The 17,211-nt window shown below is 47.7% G+C and carries 15 protein-coding genes; 9 read left to right on the top strand and 6 right to left on the bottom strand.

Annotated features, from left to right (window positions below; all coding sequences use genetic code 11):
- Window positions 1-17 precede the first annotated feature (17 nt).
- The 3 genes from WH43_RS06780 to glnG all read left to right on the top strand — a co-directional run bounded on the left by WH43_RS06780 (window position 18) and on the right by glnG (window position 3,092).
- The gene (locus tag WH43_RS06780) at window positions 18-530 is read left to right on the top strand and encodes a DUF4124 domain-containing protein (protein WP_053423874.1); all 513 of its coding nucleotides are present in this window, start codon (window positions 18-20) and stop codon (window positions 528-530) included.
- Between the two features lie 79 nt (window positions 531-609).
- Window positions 610-1,695: a nitrogen regulation protein NR(II) gene (gene glnL, locus WH43_RS06775; RefSeq protein ID WP_229670235.1), complete on the top strand. Its 1,086-nt coding sequence runs from the start codon at window positions 610-612 to the stop codon at window positions 1,693-1,695.
- Entirely contained in the window at window positions 1,683-3,092 is a 1,410-nt protein-coding gene (gene glnG / locus WH43_RS06770; protein WP_053423872.1) for a nitrogen regulation protein NR(I), read from the top strand. Before glnL ends, glnG begins: the two co-directional genes overlap by 13 nt.
- A gap of 91 nt (window positions 3,093-3,183) precedes the next feature.
- Here glnG and WH43_RS06765 read toward each other — a convergent pair whose 3' ends face one another.
- Window positions 3,184-3,873, bottom strand: coding sequence for a hypothetical protein (locus WH43_RS06765; protein ID WP_053423871.1), 690 nt, complete (start codon window positions 3,871-3,873; stop codon window positions 3,184-3,186).
- Between the two features lie 156 nt (window positions 3,874-4,029).
- The gene (locus tag WH43_RS06760; RefSeq protein WP_053423870.1) at window positions 4,030-5,238 is read right to left on the bottom strand and encodes a M24 family metallopeptidase; all 1,209 of its coding nucleotides are present in this window, start codon (window positions 5,236-5,238) and stop codon (window positions 4,030-4,032) included.
- A 98-nt stretch (window positions 5,239-5,336) separates the two neighbouring features.
- Between WH43_RS06760 and WH43_RS06755 the strand changes: the two genes are divergently transcribed.
- The gene (locus tag WH43_RS06755; protein ID WP_053423869.1) at window positions 5,337-6,215 is read left to right on the top strand and encodes a LysR substrate-binding domain-containing protein; all 879 of its coding nucleotides are present in this window, start codon (window positions 5,337-5,339) and stop codon (window positions 6,213-6,215) included.
- Here WH43_RS06755 and WH43_RS06750 read toward each other — a convergent pair.
- Together WH43_RS06750 and WH43_RS06745 are read right to left on the bottom strand one after the other, a co-directional pair.
- Window positions 6,212-6,727 (bottom strand): hypothetical protein, encoded by a 516-nt coding sequence (locus tag WH43_RS06750; protein ID WP_053423868.1) that lies wholly within the window; start codon window positions 6,725-6,727, stop codon window positions 6,212-6,214. The genes WH43_RS06755 and WH43_RS06750 overlap by 4 nt on opposite strands.
- Before the next feature lie 150 nt (window positions 6,728-6,877).
- On the bottom strand, window positions 6,878-7,330 hold the full coding sequence (locus WH43_RS06745) for a Spy/CpxP family protein refolding chaperone (RefSeq protein WP_053423867.1): 453 nt from the start codon (window positions 7,328-7,330) through the stop codon (window positions 6,878-6,880).
- Window positions 7,331-7,488: 158 nt separating this feature from the next.
- Here WH43_RS06745 and WH43_RS06740 point away from each other — a divergent pair, with 158 nt between their 5' ends.
- From WH43_RS06740 to WH43_RS06730, 3 genes are read left to right on the top strand one after another with little or no spacing between them, the layout of a single operon-like run.
- Window positions 7,489-8,181 carry a response regulator transcription factor gene (locus WH43_RS06740; protein WP_053423866.1) on the top strand — a complete coding sequence of 231 codons (693 nt, stop codon included), beginning with the start codon at window positions 7,489-7,491 and terminating at the stop codon, window positions 8,179-8,181.
- 2 nt (window positions 8,182-8,183) lie between these two features.
- On the top strand, window positions 8,184-9,545 hold the full coding sequence (locus tag WH43_RS06735; protein ID WP_053423865.1) for an ATP-binding protein: 1,362 nt from the start codon (window positions 8,184-8,186) through the stop codon (window positions 9,543-9,545).
- A 10-nt stretch (window positions 9,546-9,555) separates the two neighbouring features.
- Entirely contained in the window at window positions 9,556-10,560 is a 1,005-nt protein-coding gene (locus WH43_RS06730) for an alpha/beta fold hydrolase (RefSeq protein WP_053423864.1), read from the top strand.
- Here WH43_RS06730 and WH43_RS06725 read toward each other — a convergent pair.
- The gene (locus tag WH43_RS06725) at window positions 10,516-11,448 is read right to left on the bottom strand and encodes a cation diffusion facilitator family transporter (RefSeq protein WP_053423863.1); all 933 of its coding nucleotides are present in this window, start codon (window positions 11,446-11,448) and stop codon (window positions 10,516-10,518) included. The two genes, WH43_RS06730 and WH43_RS06725, sit on opposite strands and share 45 nt — an antisense overlap.
- A gap of 84 nt (window positions 11,449-11,532) precedes the next feature.
- Here WH43_RS06725 and trmL point away from each other — a divergent pair, with 84 nt between their 5' ends.
- Together trmL and WH43_RS06715 are read left to right on the top strand one after the other, a co-directional pair.
- On the top strand, window positions 11,533-12,000 hold the full coding sequence (trmL, locus tag WH43_RS06720) for a tRNA (uridine(34)/cytosine(34)/5-carboxymethylaminomethyluridine(34)-2'-O)-methyltransferase TrmL (RefSeq protein WP_053423862.1): 468 nt from the start codon (window positions 11,533-11,535) through the stop codon (window positions 11,998-12,000).
- A gap of 180 nt (window positions 12,001-12,180) precedes the next feature.
- Entirely contained in the window at window positions 12,181-15,981 is a 3,801-nt protein-coding gene (locus WH43_RS06715; protein WP_286049547.1) for an EAL domain-containing protein, read from the top strand.
- A gap of 230 nt (window positions 15,982-16,211) precedes the next feature.
- Here WH43_RS06715 and gpsA read toward each other — a convergent pair whose 3' ends face one another.
- Window positions 16,212-17,210: an NAD(P)H-dependent glycerol-3-phosphate dehydrogenase gene (gene gpsA, locus WH43_RS06710; RefSeq protein WP_053423860.1), complete on the bottom strand. Its 999-nt coding sequence runs from the start codon at window positions 17,208-17,210 to the stop codon at window positions 16,212-16,214.
- Window position 17,211: the final 1 nt, after the last annotated feature.

Genomic DNA, 17,211 nt, shown 5'->3' with positions numbered 1-17,211 from the left:
ATCACTCTAAGGTAGATATGAACAAGCTGATGTGTTGTTTTGTGTTTTTCTGCAGCTCGCTGCAGGCACAGCAGGTGTATCTCAGCGTCGATAAAAACGGAGTACCGCTGTACTCAGACCAAGCAGTGGCCGGCTCCAAAAAGCTGGAGCTGAAAGTATCATTGCCAAGTCAACCTACGCAACCAGTCGCTCAAATTACTCCTCTAGCCTCGTTAACCGAGAACGTAGCCTCTTATCAACTGACTATACTAACCCCAGCCATGGAAGCGACTGTGATCTCCAATCAAGGTGAAGTGCTAGTGCAAACAGAAGTACAGCCAACCTTAGCGGATCAGCATAAGTTACGGTTAGTACTGGATAACATTCAACACAGTCCACTGCAACAAAGTAGTAATTTCCGAATGCTCGGGGTGGAGCGAGGAGAACATCAGCTTCAGTTACAAGCAATCGATCAAAACGGCAAGCTAATTGCAGAAAGTACTATCACAACCTTTTATTTACGTAAAACAACAATAGCGTCACCAAAATAGTGCATTTTGACGGTTAGCCGTCCTATTTTACAGTACACTGTGAAATCAGAGCACCATTTTGGTGCAAAAGGTAAACACAGTGACCCAAGAACAAAAGACGATGGATTTTTCCACCACCGACTTTACCGACCAGCTCAGCACCGCCATTTTGGTGCTCGATAGCCAGCTACAGGTGCAGTATTTTAATACCGCCAGTTCGGCTATGTTTGGTGTGGGCGAAAAACGGCTGGCGCAGCAGTATTTTTTTACCTTATTTCAGTACACGGATCTAACCTCCAGTTTCTTTTTAACCGCATTGCAAAACCGGCAAGGTTTTGGCATCAGTGATGTACAGGCCGTATTACTGGATGGCCGACATATTTTGCTGGACGTGACAGTCAATCTGATTGAACAGCCCCATTTAGCCTTGATGCTGGAATTACGTCAGGTCGATCAACAGCGCAAAATCAGCCTGGAAAGTTTGCAACAGCACCAGCATTTAGCTGCGCGAGAGCTGATCCGCGGTTTGGCTCACGAAATTAAAAACCCTTTAGGCGGTTTACGTGGCGCAGCTCAGTTGCTGGAAGAGTCATTAAATGACGATCAGAAAGAATACACTCAGCTGATTATTGCCCAGGCAGACCGACTGCGAAATTTGGTAGACCGTTTACTCGGCCCCTACAAAGCTCCGAATAAAAAGCCATCCAACGTACATCAGGTGCTGGAACGAGTCAGCCAGCTGGCGCAAATGGACAACCCTACTCATGTGCAATTTCAGCGGGATTATGATCCCAGCATTCCGGATTTTTCCTTCGACCCTGAACTGATAGAGCAAGCTCTGCTAAACATAGTGGGTAATGCACAGCAGGTGTTGACTGAAGGCGGGCAAATCACCTTACAAACCCGGATCCTCAATCAGCATACCATTCACGGCCGCCGCCACCGTTTAGTCGCAGCCGTTAAAGTGATAGACAACGGCCCTGGTATTCCCGCTGAAATTAAAGACACTTTATTTTTCCCTATGGTCACAGGCAAACCCGGCGGTACAGGCTTAGGTTTGTCGATCGCTCAAACCTTAATTCACCAGCACGGTGGCTGGATTGATTGCGAAAGCTGGCCGGGGCAAACCGCTTTTACTTTGTATTTACCGCTCAATAACTCTGGAGAAGAACAATGCAGCAAGTAGTCTGGATTATTGATGATGACAATTCGATCCGCTGGGTGTTAGAGAAGGCACTGGCCAGGGCTGATATTGCCTGTGAAAGTTATGCGTCGGCCGATTTAATGTTGCAACGCTTGCAGTATGAACAACCTACCGTAGTGGTATCCGACATTCGGATGCCGGGCACAGATGGCATGGCATTACTGACTAAATTGCAGGAGTTATCGCCTGAACTGCCCGTCATTATTATGACGGCGCATTCGGATCTGGACAGCGCCGTCAATGCCTTTAAAAAAGGCGCCTTTGAGTACCTGCCTAAACCTTTTGATGTCAACGAAGCTGTGTCGCTGATACAACGCGCTTTGGCTCATAGCCAGGCCAAACAGCCAAAACAGCAGGCTGTGGCACAAACTGAAGTACCGGAAATTATCGGCGAAGCTCCGGCTATGCAGGAAGTATTTCGCGCTATAGGCCGCTTATCACGCTCCAGTATCAGTGTACTGATCAACGGTCAGTCAGGTACGGGTAAAGAGTTAGTGGCTCATGCGCTACATAAACATAGCCCACGAGCGGAGCAGCCTTTTATCGCATTGAACATGGCCGCTATTCCAAAAGATTTAATAGAGTCTGAGCTGTTTGGTCATGAAAAAGGCGCTTTTACCGGCGCAGCCAATTTGCGCAAGGGCCGTTTTGAACAGGCCGATGGCGGCACTTTATTCCTCGATGAAATTGGTGATATGCCATTGGATGTGCAAACCCGTTTGTTGAGGGTTTTAGCAGATGGCCAGTTTTATCGGGTCGGTGGTCATCAGGGCATTAGTGTGGATGTGCGTATTATCGCGGCAACGCACCAGAATCTGGAGATTTTAGTGGCTGAAGGCAAATTCCGTGAGGATTTGTTTCACCGCCTGAACGTGATCCGTATTCAAATTCCGGCATTGAAGGACCGCAAACAGGATATCCCGAAACTGGCACAGCATTTCCTGCAGCAGGCGGCCCGCGAACTGAATGTCGAAGCGAAAAATCTCGCTCCTGAGACCGAAAAATTTTTAGCTCAGCTCGACTGGCCAGGTAACGTACGTCAACTGGAAAATAGCTGTCGTTGGCTGACAGTTATGGCCAGCGGTAAGCAGGTGTTGTTATCCGACTTACCGCCCGAGCTGACTACTGCACCTAAAGTGGTGGTTAACTCTACGGCTGGTGGTCAACAAAGCTGGCAAGATGCCTTAGCGGCCTGGGTTAGTCAAAAGCTCAATGCAGGTGAAGAAAATATACTGGCAGAAGCAGGACCGGAGTTTGAAAAGATTGTGCTGCAACAAGCACTGCATTACACCCACGGTCATAAACAGGACGCGGCTAAACGTTTAGGCTGGGGTCGTAATACGCTGACCCGTAAGCTGAAAGAGTTGAATATGGAATAGGGATGAGTTGTTCATCCCTTGTTCGACTGGATAAAAAACCGGTCAAATGCCACATCAATACATCTGACCGGCAGGAAATTGGTCTTTCGCGTTAAAAAGGCTCGAGCGCAATTTCTATGCTGGTGTAATACAACGAAGTTAAGCCTTCATAGCCAGAATCTGTACCCACAAAAACCCAAACCCGCCCCTGCCCGTCACTGTACAAAGGAATTCGTTCCTTGGTGGTGGTTTGTACTGTCTTTGCAGCAAATGTCGAGCCATCACAAGCCGCATCTTTGGCTGCCACATTACCTATAACTTTGGCGTGACTGCCAGACTGTGATTGCTGTCCTTTATCCAAATTCAGGTAATAACCTTCCTGCCTGGGCTCTTTATCACCATAACCAAACTTCAGGTACACGCTTTCGCCAGGTGCGCCTCCTACTCCGGCGCAGTCCACACCAGCATTGGATAAAAATGTCAGCCGTACTCTGGCGTAATATTTAGTTGAAGGTTCGAGTCCGGAAAACTGATTCTTTAAATACATAAACAGATCGTCGCTGCGATTCATGCCTGACAGGTAAAATCCCTTTTTAGCCGACTCGCCCGGTAAAGCGCGAAGCCCGGACTCCAACTGATAAATTGTTGCGTTATCCGCAGGATAATCTGAAAAGCCGGCAGTCCAGCCATGACTGCCTGTATTGAAATCAAAATTAAAAGCCTTGTCTGCGCCGAGCAATTCCATATTGCATCCAGACAGCTTCAAACAACCCAAACCTACCAGTAAAGCCCAGTGCTTCATCACAGATCTCCTTCAGTTAGCTCTAGTCTAAGAACAACCAGGAAAAACCCTGTGACCATTTGTAATGGTTCGGTTGGCAAAAGTTACTGAATATCAGCAAAAGGTAAAACCAGCCACTCAAAGCAGCTGGTTCGAATACGACTGAGCCGCGCTGAATTAAAGCGGAAAAGGTTGCTCAATACTGATGGCTGGTTCAGTAAACCAACGTGGACCTGAGGCTGTCATATAAAAATGATCTTCAAGCCGTACGCCAAATTCACCTGGTACGCAGATCATAGGTTCGTTACTAAAGCACATCCCTACAGCCAGTGGCGTGTGTTCATTGCGCACCAGATAAGGCCCTTCGTGAATGTCCATGCCGATACCATGACCTGTTCTGTGTGGTAAACCGGGTAAAGCATAATCCGGTCCTAAGCCATGAGACTCCAATACTTCACGGGCTGCGGCATCCACCAGCCCACAAGCCAAACCCAACTTTGCCGCCGCAAAAGCTGCCGCCTGAGCAGCCTTTTCTGCAGACCAGATATCACGCTGACGAGCTGTAGGCTGACCAAAGACATAACTGCGGGTGATGTCAGAGACATAGCCCAATAAACGACAGCCTGTATCAATCAATACCATATCGCCCTTTTCAAGGTTTTTTGGCGTTTTCACCCCATGCGGGTACGCCGAATCTGGCCCAAATAACACGATGCAAAAGTACGAACCACTGGCCCCGACTTTACGGTGGGCGTCATCGATAAAAGCTTCCACTTCCGCTGTACTGATGCCTTCATACAAAATACTGGCCACAGCTTTGTGTACAGCTAAGGTCATATCCATAGCTCGCTGCATAATGGCTATTTCTGCTGCCGACTTCTGCGCTCTGCAACCTTGTGTAATGGCTTTAGCACTGACGACCTGCTGCTTTGGATCAGCCTGACGTAAACCTTCGAAGATAAAAAACGCACTGCTGTCATCCAGCGCCAGCACTGGTTCAGCTTTAGCACAGCGTTGCTTTAAGGTGCTCAGCAACAGCTCGTACGGATTTTCATGCTCATGCCAACCCAAAACCTCGCCTTTCATCACCTGAAAACCTGCCAGAGTCGGAATTTCAAATACAGGACTGATGTAGACCAGCTCCCCACTAGCTGGCAGCAAAGCACCAACCAAACGCTCACTGGCGTACCAAAGGGTACCAGTAAAGTAACTTAAATTAGTACCCGCATTCAGGAATAAAGCATCTATACCCTGCTGCTGCATTAGCTGCTGTGCCTTGTGAATACGGGCCTTATACTCAGCGGCGCTGATGGCTTCGACGCCCACGATCATAGGTTCTAAGCTGTCCAGCGCTTGTTGTTTGGTTTTCCCGCCTATCTGACTCATTCTCTGCTCCGCTATTCTGTTGATAGTTCAAAGTATGCAGCTGTGATTACATGAATTAAAATGATATAAATTCAACATATCATGAATTGGATTCATCCATGTTACCTCCACTGAAAGCACTGCAAGCCTTTGAAGCCACAGCACGACTAAAAAGTTTTAGCAAAGCGGCAGAACAACTTTATGTTACTCAAAGTGCAGTCAGTCATCAGGTGAAACTGTTGGAAGACTTTATTGGCCAGCCTTTGCTGCTGAGGCAAAATAAGAGTGTCGAGCTGACCCAGTCCGGCGATATGTTGTATTCAGTGGTGCGGGACTGTTTTGTCCGGCTAAATTCTGTGACTCAGCATTTACTCAATCAGCCGCCTGTCCAACTCAAAATTCTGGCACAAACCTCCATAGCTGTAGAGTGGCTGGCTCCCCGTCTGGAGTTGTTTAAACAACAACATCCGGAGTTGGATACCTTGTTGGATATGGCTTCGATGGCAAATAACGCCGATCCTGAGCTATACGATATTATCCTGGGCACCTGGCCTGCTCCGGCTGGTTTCGTCAGCCGGCAACTACGAACTGAGTTCTGGTATCCGGTGTGTGCTCCGGCTCAGTTTCAACTATTAAAGACGGACAACGCAGCTGAATTACTGCATTACCCGCTTTACAGTTCAGAAACCGGGGAAGACTGGCAATTATGGTGTCAACATCAGCAGCTACGCAGCCCAGCGGCTATGCAACTGCGTTATGTCAATCTGGCATTATTGGCGACAAAAGCTGTCACAGCGGGTAGTGGCTTTGCCTTGTCGAATGACTTTATCGCTGGCACAGCTTTAGCCAGCGGTCAGTTGGTGGCATTACGCCAGTTCAGCTATCAGCTGCCCTGGGGCCAATATCAGTTGCATTACAAAACCGACAGCATACAAAGCACCGCTGTAGCTCACTTTATTCAGTGGCTGACAGAACAACTACGGCCAGTAGCTGCTTAAAACTCAGTACGCTGCGCATAAGCTCGCCAAAACATCACGCCACAGACAAAGAAGACGAATGCCAGTACCAGCGGCAGACTGTTCCACTTGTTCATTACGATGATGTTGTTTTCCGGCCACAGCAGTTTTTTGTTGGTCGCCGAAGTGCGCACACCGTGAATTAAGAAGTCTCCGACTTTGTTTTCAATAAAAAATATCAGCTGATTTTCCCTGTTTAAAAAGCCATACAACTGCTGGGTATTGTCACAATCCTGTCGGCCTTGCAGCGGTAACCACTCCGTCGACAAGCTGCTTTTTAGATAAATAATGCCTTTACCAGCTAAATCAGCATCACAGTTCATGCCGCTGAGCACCGCGGGTACCTGCAATAAATCTGAGCCATCACTTTGCACTGTGTATTTTGGAAAAAAAACAAACACAGCCACTGCAGCCGCCGCCAACACAAAACTGCCCAGGCTGGTACACTTTAACTGCGCAAGGCTCCAGTTCAAATACGACAGACTTTTTTTCATAACTCACCCCAAAACGCAAAAAGCGATAAGTTAGCAGTGTCAAGCTGGTAAGGAAAGCACGGTGTGATGATCGTGAAAGAGTAAGTGCAGCTTTATCAATAAAAAAACGGCAGCCTGCATCAGCAGACCGCCGTTTCTCAGCTGTTTAAATTAAGACTTAGCTTCTGCTCTGGCCTTAGCTTTTTCCTGCCATTTTTGCTGACGCTCTGCTAATTTAGCTTTTTGCTCCACTGTCAGCACCTTATTGATCTCAAACTGTAATTTAGCGCGGGCCACTTCGTGATCCAGTTTGTCTTTCTGCCTGGACTCCAATAAAGCCCGCACCGCCGCCTCGTCAAAAGTATCTGCCTGCACCAGGGCTTTGAGCTGCTCCATTTCTGGTTTTAGTTCATCGCGTTTTGGCATGCTAGCGCGGTGTTGTTCCATTAGAGTTTTAATCTGATCTTTTTGTGCCTCTGTTAAATCCAGCCCTTTAGCTTTCATATGAAAACCAGCTGCCGGGCCGTGGCCTTCATGACCACGGTCAGGGCCTGCAAAACTGCTGATGCTGGTGGCAGCTAATAAACCACTGAATACCAATGCAATCACTGTAGAATGTTTCATAGTGTCTTTCCTCATTTGCCTTGTTTGGCTCTTATTGCGACAGTGATAGCTTACGATACCCAATGCAAAGCAGCGCAAAGCCAACGTAAAGGTTGTGTAAAGGACTGCAACAAGTTTACGCTGTCTTTTACACTGGCAAAAAATGCTCTGGAGCCAGAATGACTTCTATATTAATGATTGATGACGATGTAGCGCTGACCCAACTGGTTGCGGAGTATCTGCAACTGGACGGTTATGAGTTTAAAGCTGTGCATCAGGGAGCTGAAGGTCTGGAACTGGCCAGATCCAACGCTTTTCAATTGGTGCTGCTGGATATTATGTTACCGGGTATGGATGGCCTGACGGTATTAAAACAGCTACGCCAATATAGTTATTGTCCTGTACTGATGCTGACCGCTCGGGGGGATGAAATAGACAGGGTGGTTGGGCTTGAACTCGGTGCAGATGATTATCTGGCCAAACCTTTTAGTCCCCGTGAGCTGGTGGCACGCATCAAGGCGATTTTGCGCCGGGTTGAACTGATCCAGCAACAGCAGCAACCTCAACTGGCGTCATTGCAAGTGAATAGTCTTAGACTGGATAGCGCCAAACGCCAGATTTTTGTGGAGGACAATGTGCTGGTACTGACCGCCACTGAATACCAAATTCTTGAACTGTTGATGCGCCATGCAGGCGATGTAGTCAGTAAAGAAGATTTAAGTCAGCTGGCTCTGGGGAAAAGATTGCAACTGTACGATCGCAGTCTGGACATGCATATCAGTAATATCCGCAAAAAAATTGCTCACTACGATGAGGCTGAGAAAATTCAGACCTTAAGAGGCTTAGGTTATGTCTTGCTGGAAGGCGAATAGCGATGAACTGGTCCCGCTGTAATCCGGTGAACTATCTGGCTGGCCGAATTTTTTTGTGGTTTTGGCTGGTGCTGTCTGTAGCCGTGGCTGGCGCAATTTTACTCGCCAGAGGCTGGCCTGAACAAACTGAAATACGGCGTTTACCTCACCCTGTCGCAGAGCAATTCAGGCACCTGAAAGAACACTTTCAGCCTTTTGCCAACCTGACGACCTTACAACGCGATTTGGAACGTAAATACAAAGGGCGTTGGCTGATGGTCGATGTGGACAGCAATCAGTTACTCAATCCGGACGCTTTGCCCTCAAACTTTGATCCGAATTGGCTGACTGAACTGTCGCAACTGAACCGTCCGCGTTTACTGGTGCACAAAAATACCTATGTGGCCGGTCCCTTACTGACCGTAATTTCAGACAAAAATATTGCGTTGTTTCAGTTAAAACAACGACCTGAACAAGCCTGGTGGCAACTGCATGCACTGCCGGAAGGCTCATTACTGACCTTGCTGCTGGCCGTATCGGCGGTGGCCAGCCTCATTCTGGCCTTGTCGATCACCCGGCCTTTGCGTGAACTCAGCAGCAGCCATTTAAAGTTTGCTCAAGGAGAACTGGATAACAGGGTGACCGCCCTGGCTGCCCGTAAAGATGAACTGGGTGATTTAGGTCGGGGCTTTAATACCATGGCGGCCCAGATAGAGAACCTGATCCACAATCAGCAGCGCTTACTGCGGGATGTGTCGCATGAATTACGTTCTCCACTGACCCGCTCGCAATTAGCCCTGGCATTGCAACAACGTCAAGGTGACCATCCGCAATTGCAGCGTATAGAAATGGAGTTGAAACTTTTGGATCAACTGCTGGATGAGTTATTAACCTTCAGTCGCCTCGATGCAGGTCAGTACCCGTTGGAAAAACAGCAGTTGGACTTAACAGAACTGCTCAGCGCTATTATTGAGTTAAATCAACTGGAGGCCGACGCAAAACAACAACAGGTACAGCTCAATGCGCCTGAACAGTGCTGGTTGGCCGCAGATCAACGTTTATTGGGCCGTGCTATTGAAAATGTGCTGCGAAACGCTATTAAATACAGCCCAGCAGAAAGCTTGATTTTATGCACGCTGAAGCAACACGAACAACAGCTCGAATTGCTGATACAGGATCAGGGGCCTGGTGTACCGGAAGAAAGTTTATCGCAAATTTTTGCGCCTTTCTATCGGGTATCGACAGTACGCGAACATCAAAATGGTACGGGCCTTGGCCTGGCGATCGCGGCCTCAGCCATACGGCAACATCAGGGCAGTATCGAAGCTTCTGTACCTGCAACCGGCGGTTTATTAATACGGATTCTGTTACCTCTGAGCCATTAAGGATCTTTGATTGTCTGCACCATCACATAAACCTTTGACTGCCAGTTTTACCGAACAGCAACTGGCACAGGCTCAGCCTGAATTACAAAAGTTCTGGCAACAAGGTCTGCATCAATCCTTTTTAAGTGTTGACCAGACGCAGATTTGTTACAGCTGCTTCCGTCACCCTGCGCCACGCGCTGAAATAGTGCTGTCTCCCGGCCGTATTGAGGCAGCTCAGAAGTATCAGGAATTTTGCTTTGATTTGTATCAGGCAGGTTTTACTGTGCATTTGATTGATCACAGAGGCCAGGGGTTGTCGGACAGGATCAATGCAGATAGGCATTTAGGTGATGTGGCTGATTTTCAGCATTATGTGCAGGACTTCGCACTGTGGCTAGAGCAGCACATAGTGCCAACACAACAAGCTCCGCTCCTGGGATTAGCGCACTCCATGGGTAGTGCCATTTTGTGCCGTTATTTGCAGCAATACCGTCAGCATGGTTTTATCGGGGCAGTATATTGTTCCCCAATGTTTGGCATTCAAAGCAAGCCGTTGCCAAAAACAGTAGCAACAATACTGGTGAGCCTTATTACAACACTGAATAATTTATGCGGCAGACAAAGCAGCTACTTTCCGGGGCAAAAGCCTTATCAGGATAAAGCTTTTGCCGGCAATCATCTGACTCACAGCCCTGTGCGTTATCAGCTGTTTCGCCAGCTGTATCAGGCACAGCCACAATTACAACTAGGCGGAGTATCCTGTCAATGGTTACAACAATCCCTGCTTGCCATCAAGGCGTTGCAACAGGCGGCCGCTCTGACCTTGCCTCAATTGATCCTGCAGGCAACAGAGGATCCTGTGGTAGACAATCAAATGCAGCAGCTGTATCAGCAGAAACACTCAGAGCAAGGCCAGCCTTGTGAATTGGTGCAAATTCAGGGCGCTTTGCATGAAATTATTTTTGAAACCGACCCGCTACGTAACCAGTTATTTGCGGCTCTGAACCGTTTTGTGCTTCAGCTCGGACTCTGAATAAGGCTCTGCATGAATAATAACTTCGGCTTGTTTGTATAAAGCCATCAGCTGCTGCTCGGCCTTATCCACTATGCTATGAGAGGCCAATAAAGATAAATCATCCTTAAGCACCAGACGTAATTGAATAAATACATGGGGCCCAGCCTGACGGGTTTTTAGTTGCTCTACAGCAAGCACTTCAGGCTGAGTCATTAAAGATTGCTCTATTAGTAACAACTGCTCTTCAGGTAATTGTTCGTCCAGTAAATGCTGTAGCGCCTCTTTTGCCAGTTCGTATGCGCTGTAGAGTAAATAACCACAGATCAGTATGGCCACCAGGTTATCCACCCAAAGTAAGTTCTGACTGGCGAAAAACAGCGCCACTATGACCAGCAGATTCATTAATAAATCACTGCGATAATGCAGTAGATCAGCCTTGACCGCTAAAGAGCCAGTGCGCTGAATGATCCAGCGCTGAGCCATAACCAGAGTCAGGGTTAACAATGCACAAAGCAGTGTTATGCCCATCCCAAATTCCAATTGCTGTACAACTTCTGTCTGGTGAAAACGACTGAACGCCTGAGTTAACAACAACACCGCTGCGCCAGTTAAAAAAGCAGCCTGTAACAAGGCCATCACAGCCTCCGCTTTGCCATGACCAAAACCATGATTGTCATCGGCAGGACGCAGCGCATACCTGAGCACAGCGAAATTCAATACTGAGACCAACAAATCCATAGAAGCATCGGTAAAAGAGGCCAGCACCGAACTGGAATTGGTTGCCAGTACTGCGCTGAACTTCAGCAACAGAATAGTAAGAGCTATGATTAACGTTAGGTAGCCTGAACGTTTTACCCACAGTTGGTAATCTGTAGTCCTTGTTTTCTTCGTATTTAAACTATCCATATACGCCTCTTTCGTCATCAGCATCCATAGGCATTGTACGCCAATTTTGTTACACTCACAGCGCTTAAGAATTTGGAAATCATCATGCTGGACATAGTGTTATATGAACCTGAAATCCCGCCTAATACAGGCAACATTATTCGTCTTTGTGCCAACACTGGCTTTCGTCTGCATTTAATTGAGCCATTAGGGTTTGCCTGGGATGATAAACGTATTAAAAGAGCGGGTCTTGATTATCACGAATTTGCGGATGTGAAACGTCATGCAAACTTTGCGGCATTTTTAACGGACGTTCAACCAGCCCGGGTCTTTGCCTGCACTACTAAAGGCAGTCATCACCATAGTGATGCGGTTTATCAACTAGGTGATGCCTTGGTCTTTGGCCCTGAGAGCCGTGGTTTGCCTGCGGATCTGCTGGCGACCTTACCTAAAGAACAGTGGCTGCGCATTCCAATGACGCCTGATAGTCGTTCGATGAATCTTTCCAATGCAGTGTCAGTATTTGTCTATGAATCCTGGCGTCAATTGGGTTATCCAGGCGCAAGGCCTTGAGTTTGCCAGGCTGAAAAGCATCAAGCTATAGTGTGACTTAGCTTGCTGGTGTATCAATATAGTTAATAAAGATGATCCGGAGAATGAATTCAGATGCTGCTGCGTTGCTTTAAATTTTATCTGGCACTTTGGTTAATCTTTTGCAGCAGCGGTCTTCAAGCCTATTTGCAAGTGCAACCCGTGGTGAACTCCCGTCAATCACAGCATCTGGCCATAGAGCTGTTTACTCAGGATAACTCTGGTTTGTTATGGTGGAGTACCAGTACTCAGCTGCATCGTTTTGATGGCCATGAGCACCAGTCTTATAACTTACCCAAGGAACTACAGACTCAGGCTTTAGTGCAATTATTGACGCTGAATCAACAGCAGTTATGGCTGGCGAGTATGGATCAACTCTGGCTGTTTGAACAAAACACAAGTCAGTTCCGTCAAATTTGGCAAAGCAAGCAGCCTATTAAAGCTTTATTTCTATCCGACAGTGCCGTACCGCTGATTTTAACTGAGCAGGAAATCTGGCAATGGTCTGCAGCGACTGATCATGCAACTCTGCTGTGGCGCAACAGCTCAGCATCAGCTTGGGTGCAAGGTGTCAGTGATGGTCGCTCGTTGTGGTTATGGTCCAAAGACGCCCAATTAACCCGTTATGACCTGGCTAACCAAAGCTGGCAACAATATCCGCTGAAGCTGCCACAGCAAACAGATTTAGCTTTAGGTCCGGATCAGCAGCTCTGGTTATTGGTACAGAACAAGCAACTCTATCAGTTAAAAGACCAACAACTTCAGGAGCTTACCCCGCCAGATCATTTTTATGCGACAGATCTGGAAGTCGATCCATTGGGACAAGTCTGGCTGCTGTCTCCTCAACATTTGTATTTGTACCAGCCAGCTGAAAAAACCTGGCAGACCCAACCATTGGTCCAAGCCTGGACTGAGTTATTTGCCGACCGCCATCAGAATATTTGGCTGGCTGACACGGCCGGAACTTTAGCTTTAGCGCACGTTTCAACTCTGAGCATGCAGGCGATTGAAAAAGTACAAATCTGGGATAATAAAAACCAACTCTGGCAGATAGCACAGCACCAATTAACTTTGCAGTCAGCAGGTTCTGATCCAGCACTCAGTCTGATTTTTCCTTTCGCTCCTGAACAGGTCAGAAAGTTCTGGCAGCAACAGCAGCAGTATTTTGTCTGGGTAGACCGGCAAATCTGGCGTTATGATGCAAAAACGGCAAACTGGATTGCTCTGGTCCAGCAGCCTGTAGTGGATATGACACTTGCTGAAGAAAAATTCTGGTATCTGACGGAGCAGGGCTTGTGGCAGTGGGAACACTCAGGCCAAAGCGCTGCGTTACTCAGCGCGGAAACAAATTGGTCATTTGTGCGCTATCAATCCGGACAACTCTGGTTATCTGGCCATGAAGGCCTCTACTCTTATCAACTGACAGAACAGCGCTTGCGTAGCTACGAATTTGCGCCTTGTAGCGCTACACCTTGTCTAGATCCCCGTCAGATCACGGATCTGCAGTCTGAACCACAAGGATTATGGCTGCTAACCCCGGATCAACTGTATTTTTATCAACCTCAGCACGACCATAAGCTGAAGTTAGCCCTCCAAAAGCAGTGGCAAGTTCCCTGGCAGCAACAGCATATGCTCAAACAGGATCAACAACTCTGGCTTTGGTCCAGACAACAGCTGAGTTTGTTGGATCTGAACAACAGCTCGGTGGCACAATGGCAATTGAATCAAGGTGAATACCTGCTGCCCTTTCAGCCTCAAGTCATCGAGCAACAACTACTGCTCAACAGTTCCATTAATCACTATAGGTTACCGCTGCGGCAATACAAAAACTCTGAGGTAATCAATCCACTACGCCTCGACCTCATCACTGAAAACGGACAACATCTGAAGCAAAAAGAGCATCAGCTGTTTATTGACAGCTGGGGACCTGAACTGGAATTTCGTCTGAGCCATTATCCGGCTTCAGGCCAGCAATGGAATTACTTCCGCTATAGTCTGGATAAAGCTTCGGCAGTACAACTGAGCTATCCTCAACGTCATTTTAAACTGCAGCTGGAAAATAGTGGTAGCTATCAGTTATCTATAGAAGCGAGCCGGGACGGCCTGAATTGGCAACAGGCTGGTGACTATCAATTACAGTTTAATCGTTACTGGTGGGTCCAACAGAGCTGGCTCTGGTTGATGTTGTTTGTATCCGTGTTGATGCTGGCATTATTGTTATGGCGTTATCGTGCGCATCAAAAACGTTTGCATCAGCAGCTTGAGCAACAATTGATGATCAGTTCCCTGTTTGACAATACTCAGGATGCGGTCTGGCTCGGTGACGAACAACTGCGGATTGAAAAAGTAAATCAGGCCTTTTGTCAGATCACAGGTTTTGACGCTAAACAAATAGAGGGCCAAATTCTGCAACTCTACACAGCTCAGGGTCACCAGACTGAGCTACTGAAGACCATAGCGCAACAGCTACAGCAATTTAGCTTCTGGCGGGGAGAAGTCTGGAGTAAAAAAGCCAATGGCGATAGCTTTGCCTTATCTCTGGCTATTACCTTGTTATCAGGTAAGGGGACACAGGAACCAAAACTTTATCTGGCTATCTTCTCTGATGTGACCAACCGTAAACTGAATGAACGGGAACTGCGTAAGCTCAGCACCAGAGATCCGCTCACCCAATTACCGAACCGGGCTTTATTTCTGGAACATCTGGATAGAGCCTTTTTTAGTTGCAGCAGCCGCTTTCCTCACTTTGCAGTGTTATTAGTTGATTTAGATCGTTTCGCTAAAATTAATGACTCCTTAGGCCACGATAGCGGTAATCAGTTGCTGAAAATGGTGGCAGAACGTTTACAAAAACAATTACCTGCGGGTTACATTCTGGCGAAATTAGGGATCGACGAGTTCGCTATTCTGGTGCCGTCTCATTTTAGTGTTGAGCAATTTGACCTGTTGTTAAACCGCCTGAGCCTGCAATTACTGATGCATATCCGTCAGCCTCTGGTGCTTGGTGATCTGGAAATTACTCTAACCGCCAGTATCGGTATAGCGGTTTATCCCGATGATGGCCGTTCTTCAGATATATTGTTACGAAGTGCCGATACAGCCTTGCACCATGCCAAGCAAATGGGCCGTAATAATGCGCAGTTTTTTAATGACAAGATGCTGCAACGCACCCCTGAATATCTGGCGCTGGAGAGCGATTTATGGCGTGGTATCAATCAAGGTGAATTTAAGGTGGTGTACCAGCCTAAATACAACGTAGGCAGCAACACCATAGTAGGTTATGAAGCTTTATGCCGCTGGCATAACCCAGTCAGAGGCATAGTGTCTCCTTTGATGTTTATCCCTATTGCTGAAGAAAATGGCGTAATTATTCAACTGGACCGGCTGGTCTTCAGCCAGGTCTGTGCGCAGATCCAACAATGGCAACAGCAAGGCCGGATGCGGGGCCGGGTTGCGGTGAATTTATCAGTGCAACAACTGCAACAACCTGACTTACTCGACTTCTTACAGCAGGAGTTACAGCACTATCAACTGGATGCCAGTGTACTGGAACTGGAAATCACCGAAACCGCTATGATGCGTGACGCAGAACATTGTCTTGAAGTCATGCATCAACTCAAGGCTATGGGCTTTACCCTGGCATTGGATGATTTTGGTACCGGCTATTCGTCTTTGGGTTACCTGAAACGTTTCCCTATCGATACTCTGAAAATTGACCGGGCCTTTATCAAGGATATGGATACGTCCGAACAAGACCGTAATATCACCGCTACTATTATCCGGTTAGCAGGCTATCTGAAAATTGCAGTAGTGGCTGAAGGTGTAGAAACTGAAATGCAGGCTTATTTACTGCACGTGATGGGCTGTCAGGTCGTACAAGGTTATCTGTTTAGCCCACCAGTGCAGCCAGAACAAATAGCAGCGTTACTGGATAAAGAGCCAAAGACAGAGAGTCCATCTTAGAAGCCAAACAGCAAAGGAGCGAGCCCCCAGGAACATAGCTTACTATGTGACTGGGGCGAGAGAGTGCAGGCAACAACGCTGAGGCACCAAATACGACGGGTATTTTAGTCTAAGTCATTGGAGTTGCAGAGAGGCGGCAAGAGATTGAGACCCCAACAGCATAGATCACTATGCGACTGGGGCGAAAGCGCGCAGCCAACGAAGCTGCGGCTTCAAGGACGACGGCTAAATTATTCGTCGCGTTTTTCGCGGCCGAGTAAGTCCATCGCCGCTAACCGGGCATCTTTCCCCTGATACAACACCTGATAGATTTGCTCGGTAATAGGCATCTCTACACCAACACGTTGTGCCAGATTAAAGACTTCTTTGGCATTGCGATAGCCTTCCACCACCTGACCTATGGTCGTCATGGCTTCGTCTACGCCTTTGCCTTCACCTAACAACAAACCGAAACGTCTGTTGCGGGATTGATTATCTGTACAGGTTAAAACCAGATCGCCTAAACCAGCCATGCCCATAAAGGTTTCTTTTTTTGCGCCCAAAGCACAACCTAAACGGCACATTTCTGTTAAACCACGAGTGATCAACGCTGTACGGGCATTGGCGCCGAAACCTATACCGTCGGCCATACCAGCGCCTATAGCAATGACATTTTTCACTGCACCACCGAGCTGTACGCCGATAAAGTCAGGATTGGTATAAACCCTGAAGGTTTTAGTGCAATGCAATAAATCGGATAAAGCGGCGATAAATTCGGGGTCGGTAGAGGACAAAGAAATCGCTGTTGGTAAACCTTTAGCCAGCTCTTTGGCAAAAGTCGGGCCTGACAGCACAGCTAAAGAGATGTCTTCACCCAGAATTTCTTTGGCGACATCCTGCAGTAAACGACCGGTTTCTGGTTCAAGCCCCTTAGTCGCCCAAGCCACACGAGCTGCAGGCTGCAAATAAGGTTTTATTTGCTTTAAGGTGTCTGCAAAAGCATGGCTTGGCACGGACAATAAGATATCCCGGCAAGAGCTTACGGCATACGCCAAATCGTCAGTCACAGCCAGAGAATCAGGCAGGCGGATATCAGGCAAATAACGTTGATTAACCCGTTGCCCGGCCATGACGCGGATATCATCCGCGTTGCGTCCCCACAACAGAGTTGGATTACCATTACGAGCCAGTGAAATGGCAAGGGCGGTCCCATACGAGCCCGCCCCTAACACAGCAATTGCAGCGTTCATC

Source organism: Rheinheimera sp. KL1, assembly GCF_001275035.1.
Lineage (GTDB): Bacteria > Pseudomonadota > Gammaproteobacteria > Enterobacterales > Alteromonadaceae > Pararheinheimera > Pararheinheimera tangshanensis.
The sequence above is the reverse complement of the archived record's forward strand: the minus strand, read 5'-3'. Positions and strand labels throughout refer to the sequence as shown.

What these genes read in the sequence shown, in the direction of transcription:
- WH43_RS06760 (WP_053423870.1), bottom strand. Translation starts at nt 5,238, where the DNA reads ATGAGTCAGATAGGCGGGAAAACCAAACAACAAGCGCTGGACAGCTTA.
- WH43_RS06780 (WP_053423874.1), top strand. Translation starts at nt 18, where the DNA reads ATGAACAAGCTGATGTGTTGTTTTGTGTTTTTCTGCAGCTCGCTGCAG.
- WH43_RS06755 (WP_053423869.1), top strand. Translation starts at nt 5,337, where the DNA reads ATGTTACCTCCACTGAAAGCACTGCAAGCCTTTGAAGCCACAGCACGA.
- WH43_RS06765 (WP_053423871.1), bottom strand. Translation starts at nt 3,873, where the DNA reads ATGAAGCACTGGGCTTTACTGGTAGGTTTGGGTTGTTTGAAGCTGTCT.
- WH43_RS06735 (WP_053423865.1), top strand. Translation starts at nt 8,184, where the DNA reads ATGAACTGGTCCCGCTGTAATCCGGTGAACTATCTGGCTGGCCGAATT.
- glnG (WP_053423872.1), top strand. Translation starts at nt 1,683, where the DNA reads ATGCAGCAAGTAGTCTGGATTATTGATGATGACAATTCGATCCGCTGG.
- WH43_RS06745 (WP_053423867.1), bottom strand. Translation starts at nt 7,330, where the DNA reads ATGAAACATTCTACAGTGATTGCATTGGTATTCAGTGGTTTATTAGCT.
- trmL (WP_053423862.1), top strand. Translation starts at nt 11,533, where the DNA reads ATGCTGGACATAGTGTTATATGAACCTGAAATCCCGCCTAATACAGGC.
- gpsA (WP_053423860.1), bottom strand. Translation starts at nt 17,210, where the DNA reads ATGAACGCTGCAATTGCTGTGTTAGGGGCGGGCTCGTATGGGACCGCC.
- WH43_RS06725 (WP_053423863.1), bottom strand. Translation starts at nt 11,448, where the DNA reads ATGGATAGTTTAAATACGAAGAAAACAAGGACTACAGATTACCAACTG.
- WH43_RS06750 (WP_053423868.1), bottom strand. Translation starts at nt 6,727, where the DNA reads ATGAAAAAAAGTCTGTCGTATTTGAACTGGAGCCTTGCGCAGTTAAAG.
- WH43_RS06740 (WP_053423866.1), top strand. Translation starts at nt 7,489, where the DNA reads ATGACTTCTATATTAATGATTGATGACGATGTAGCGCTGACCCAACTG.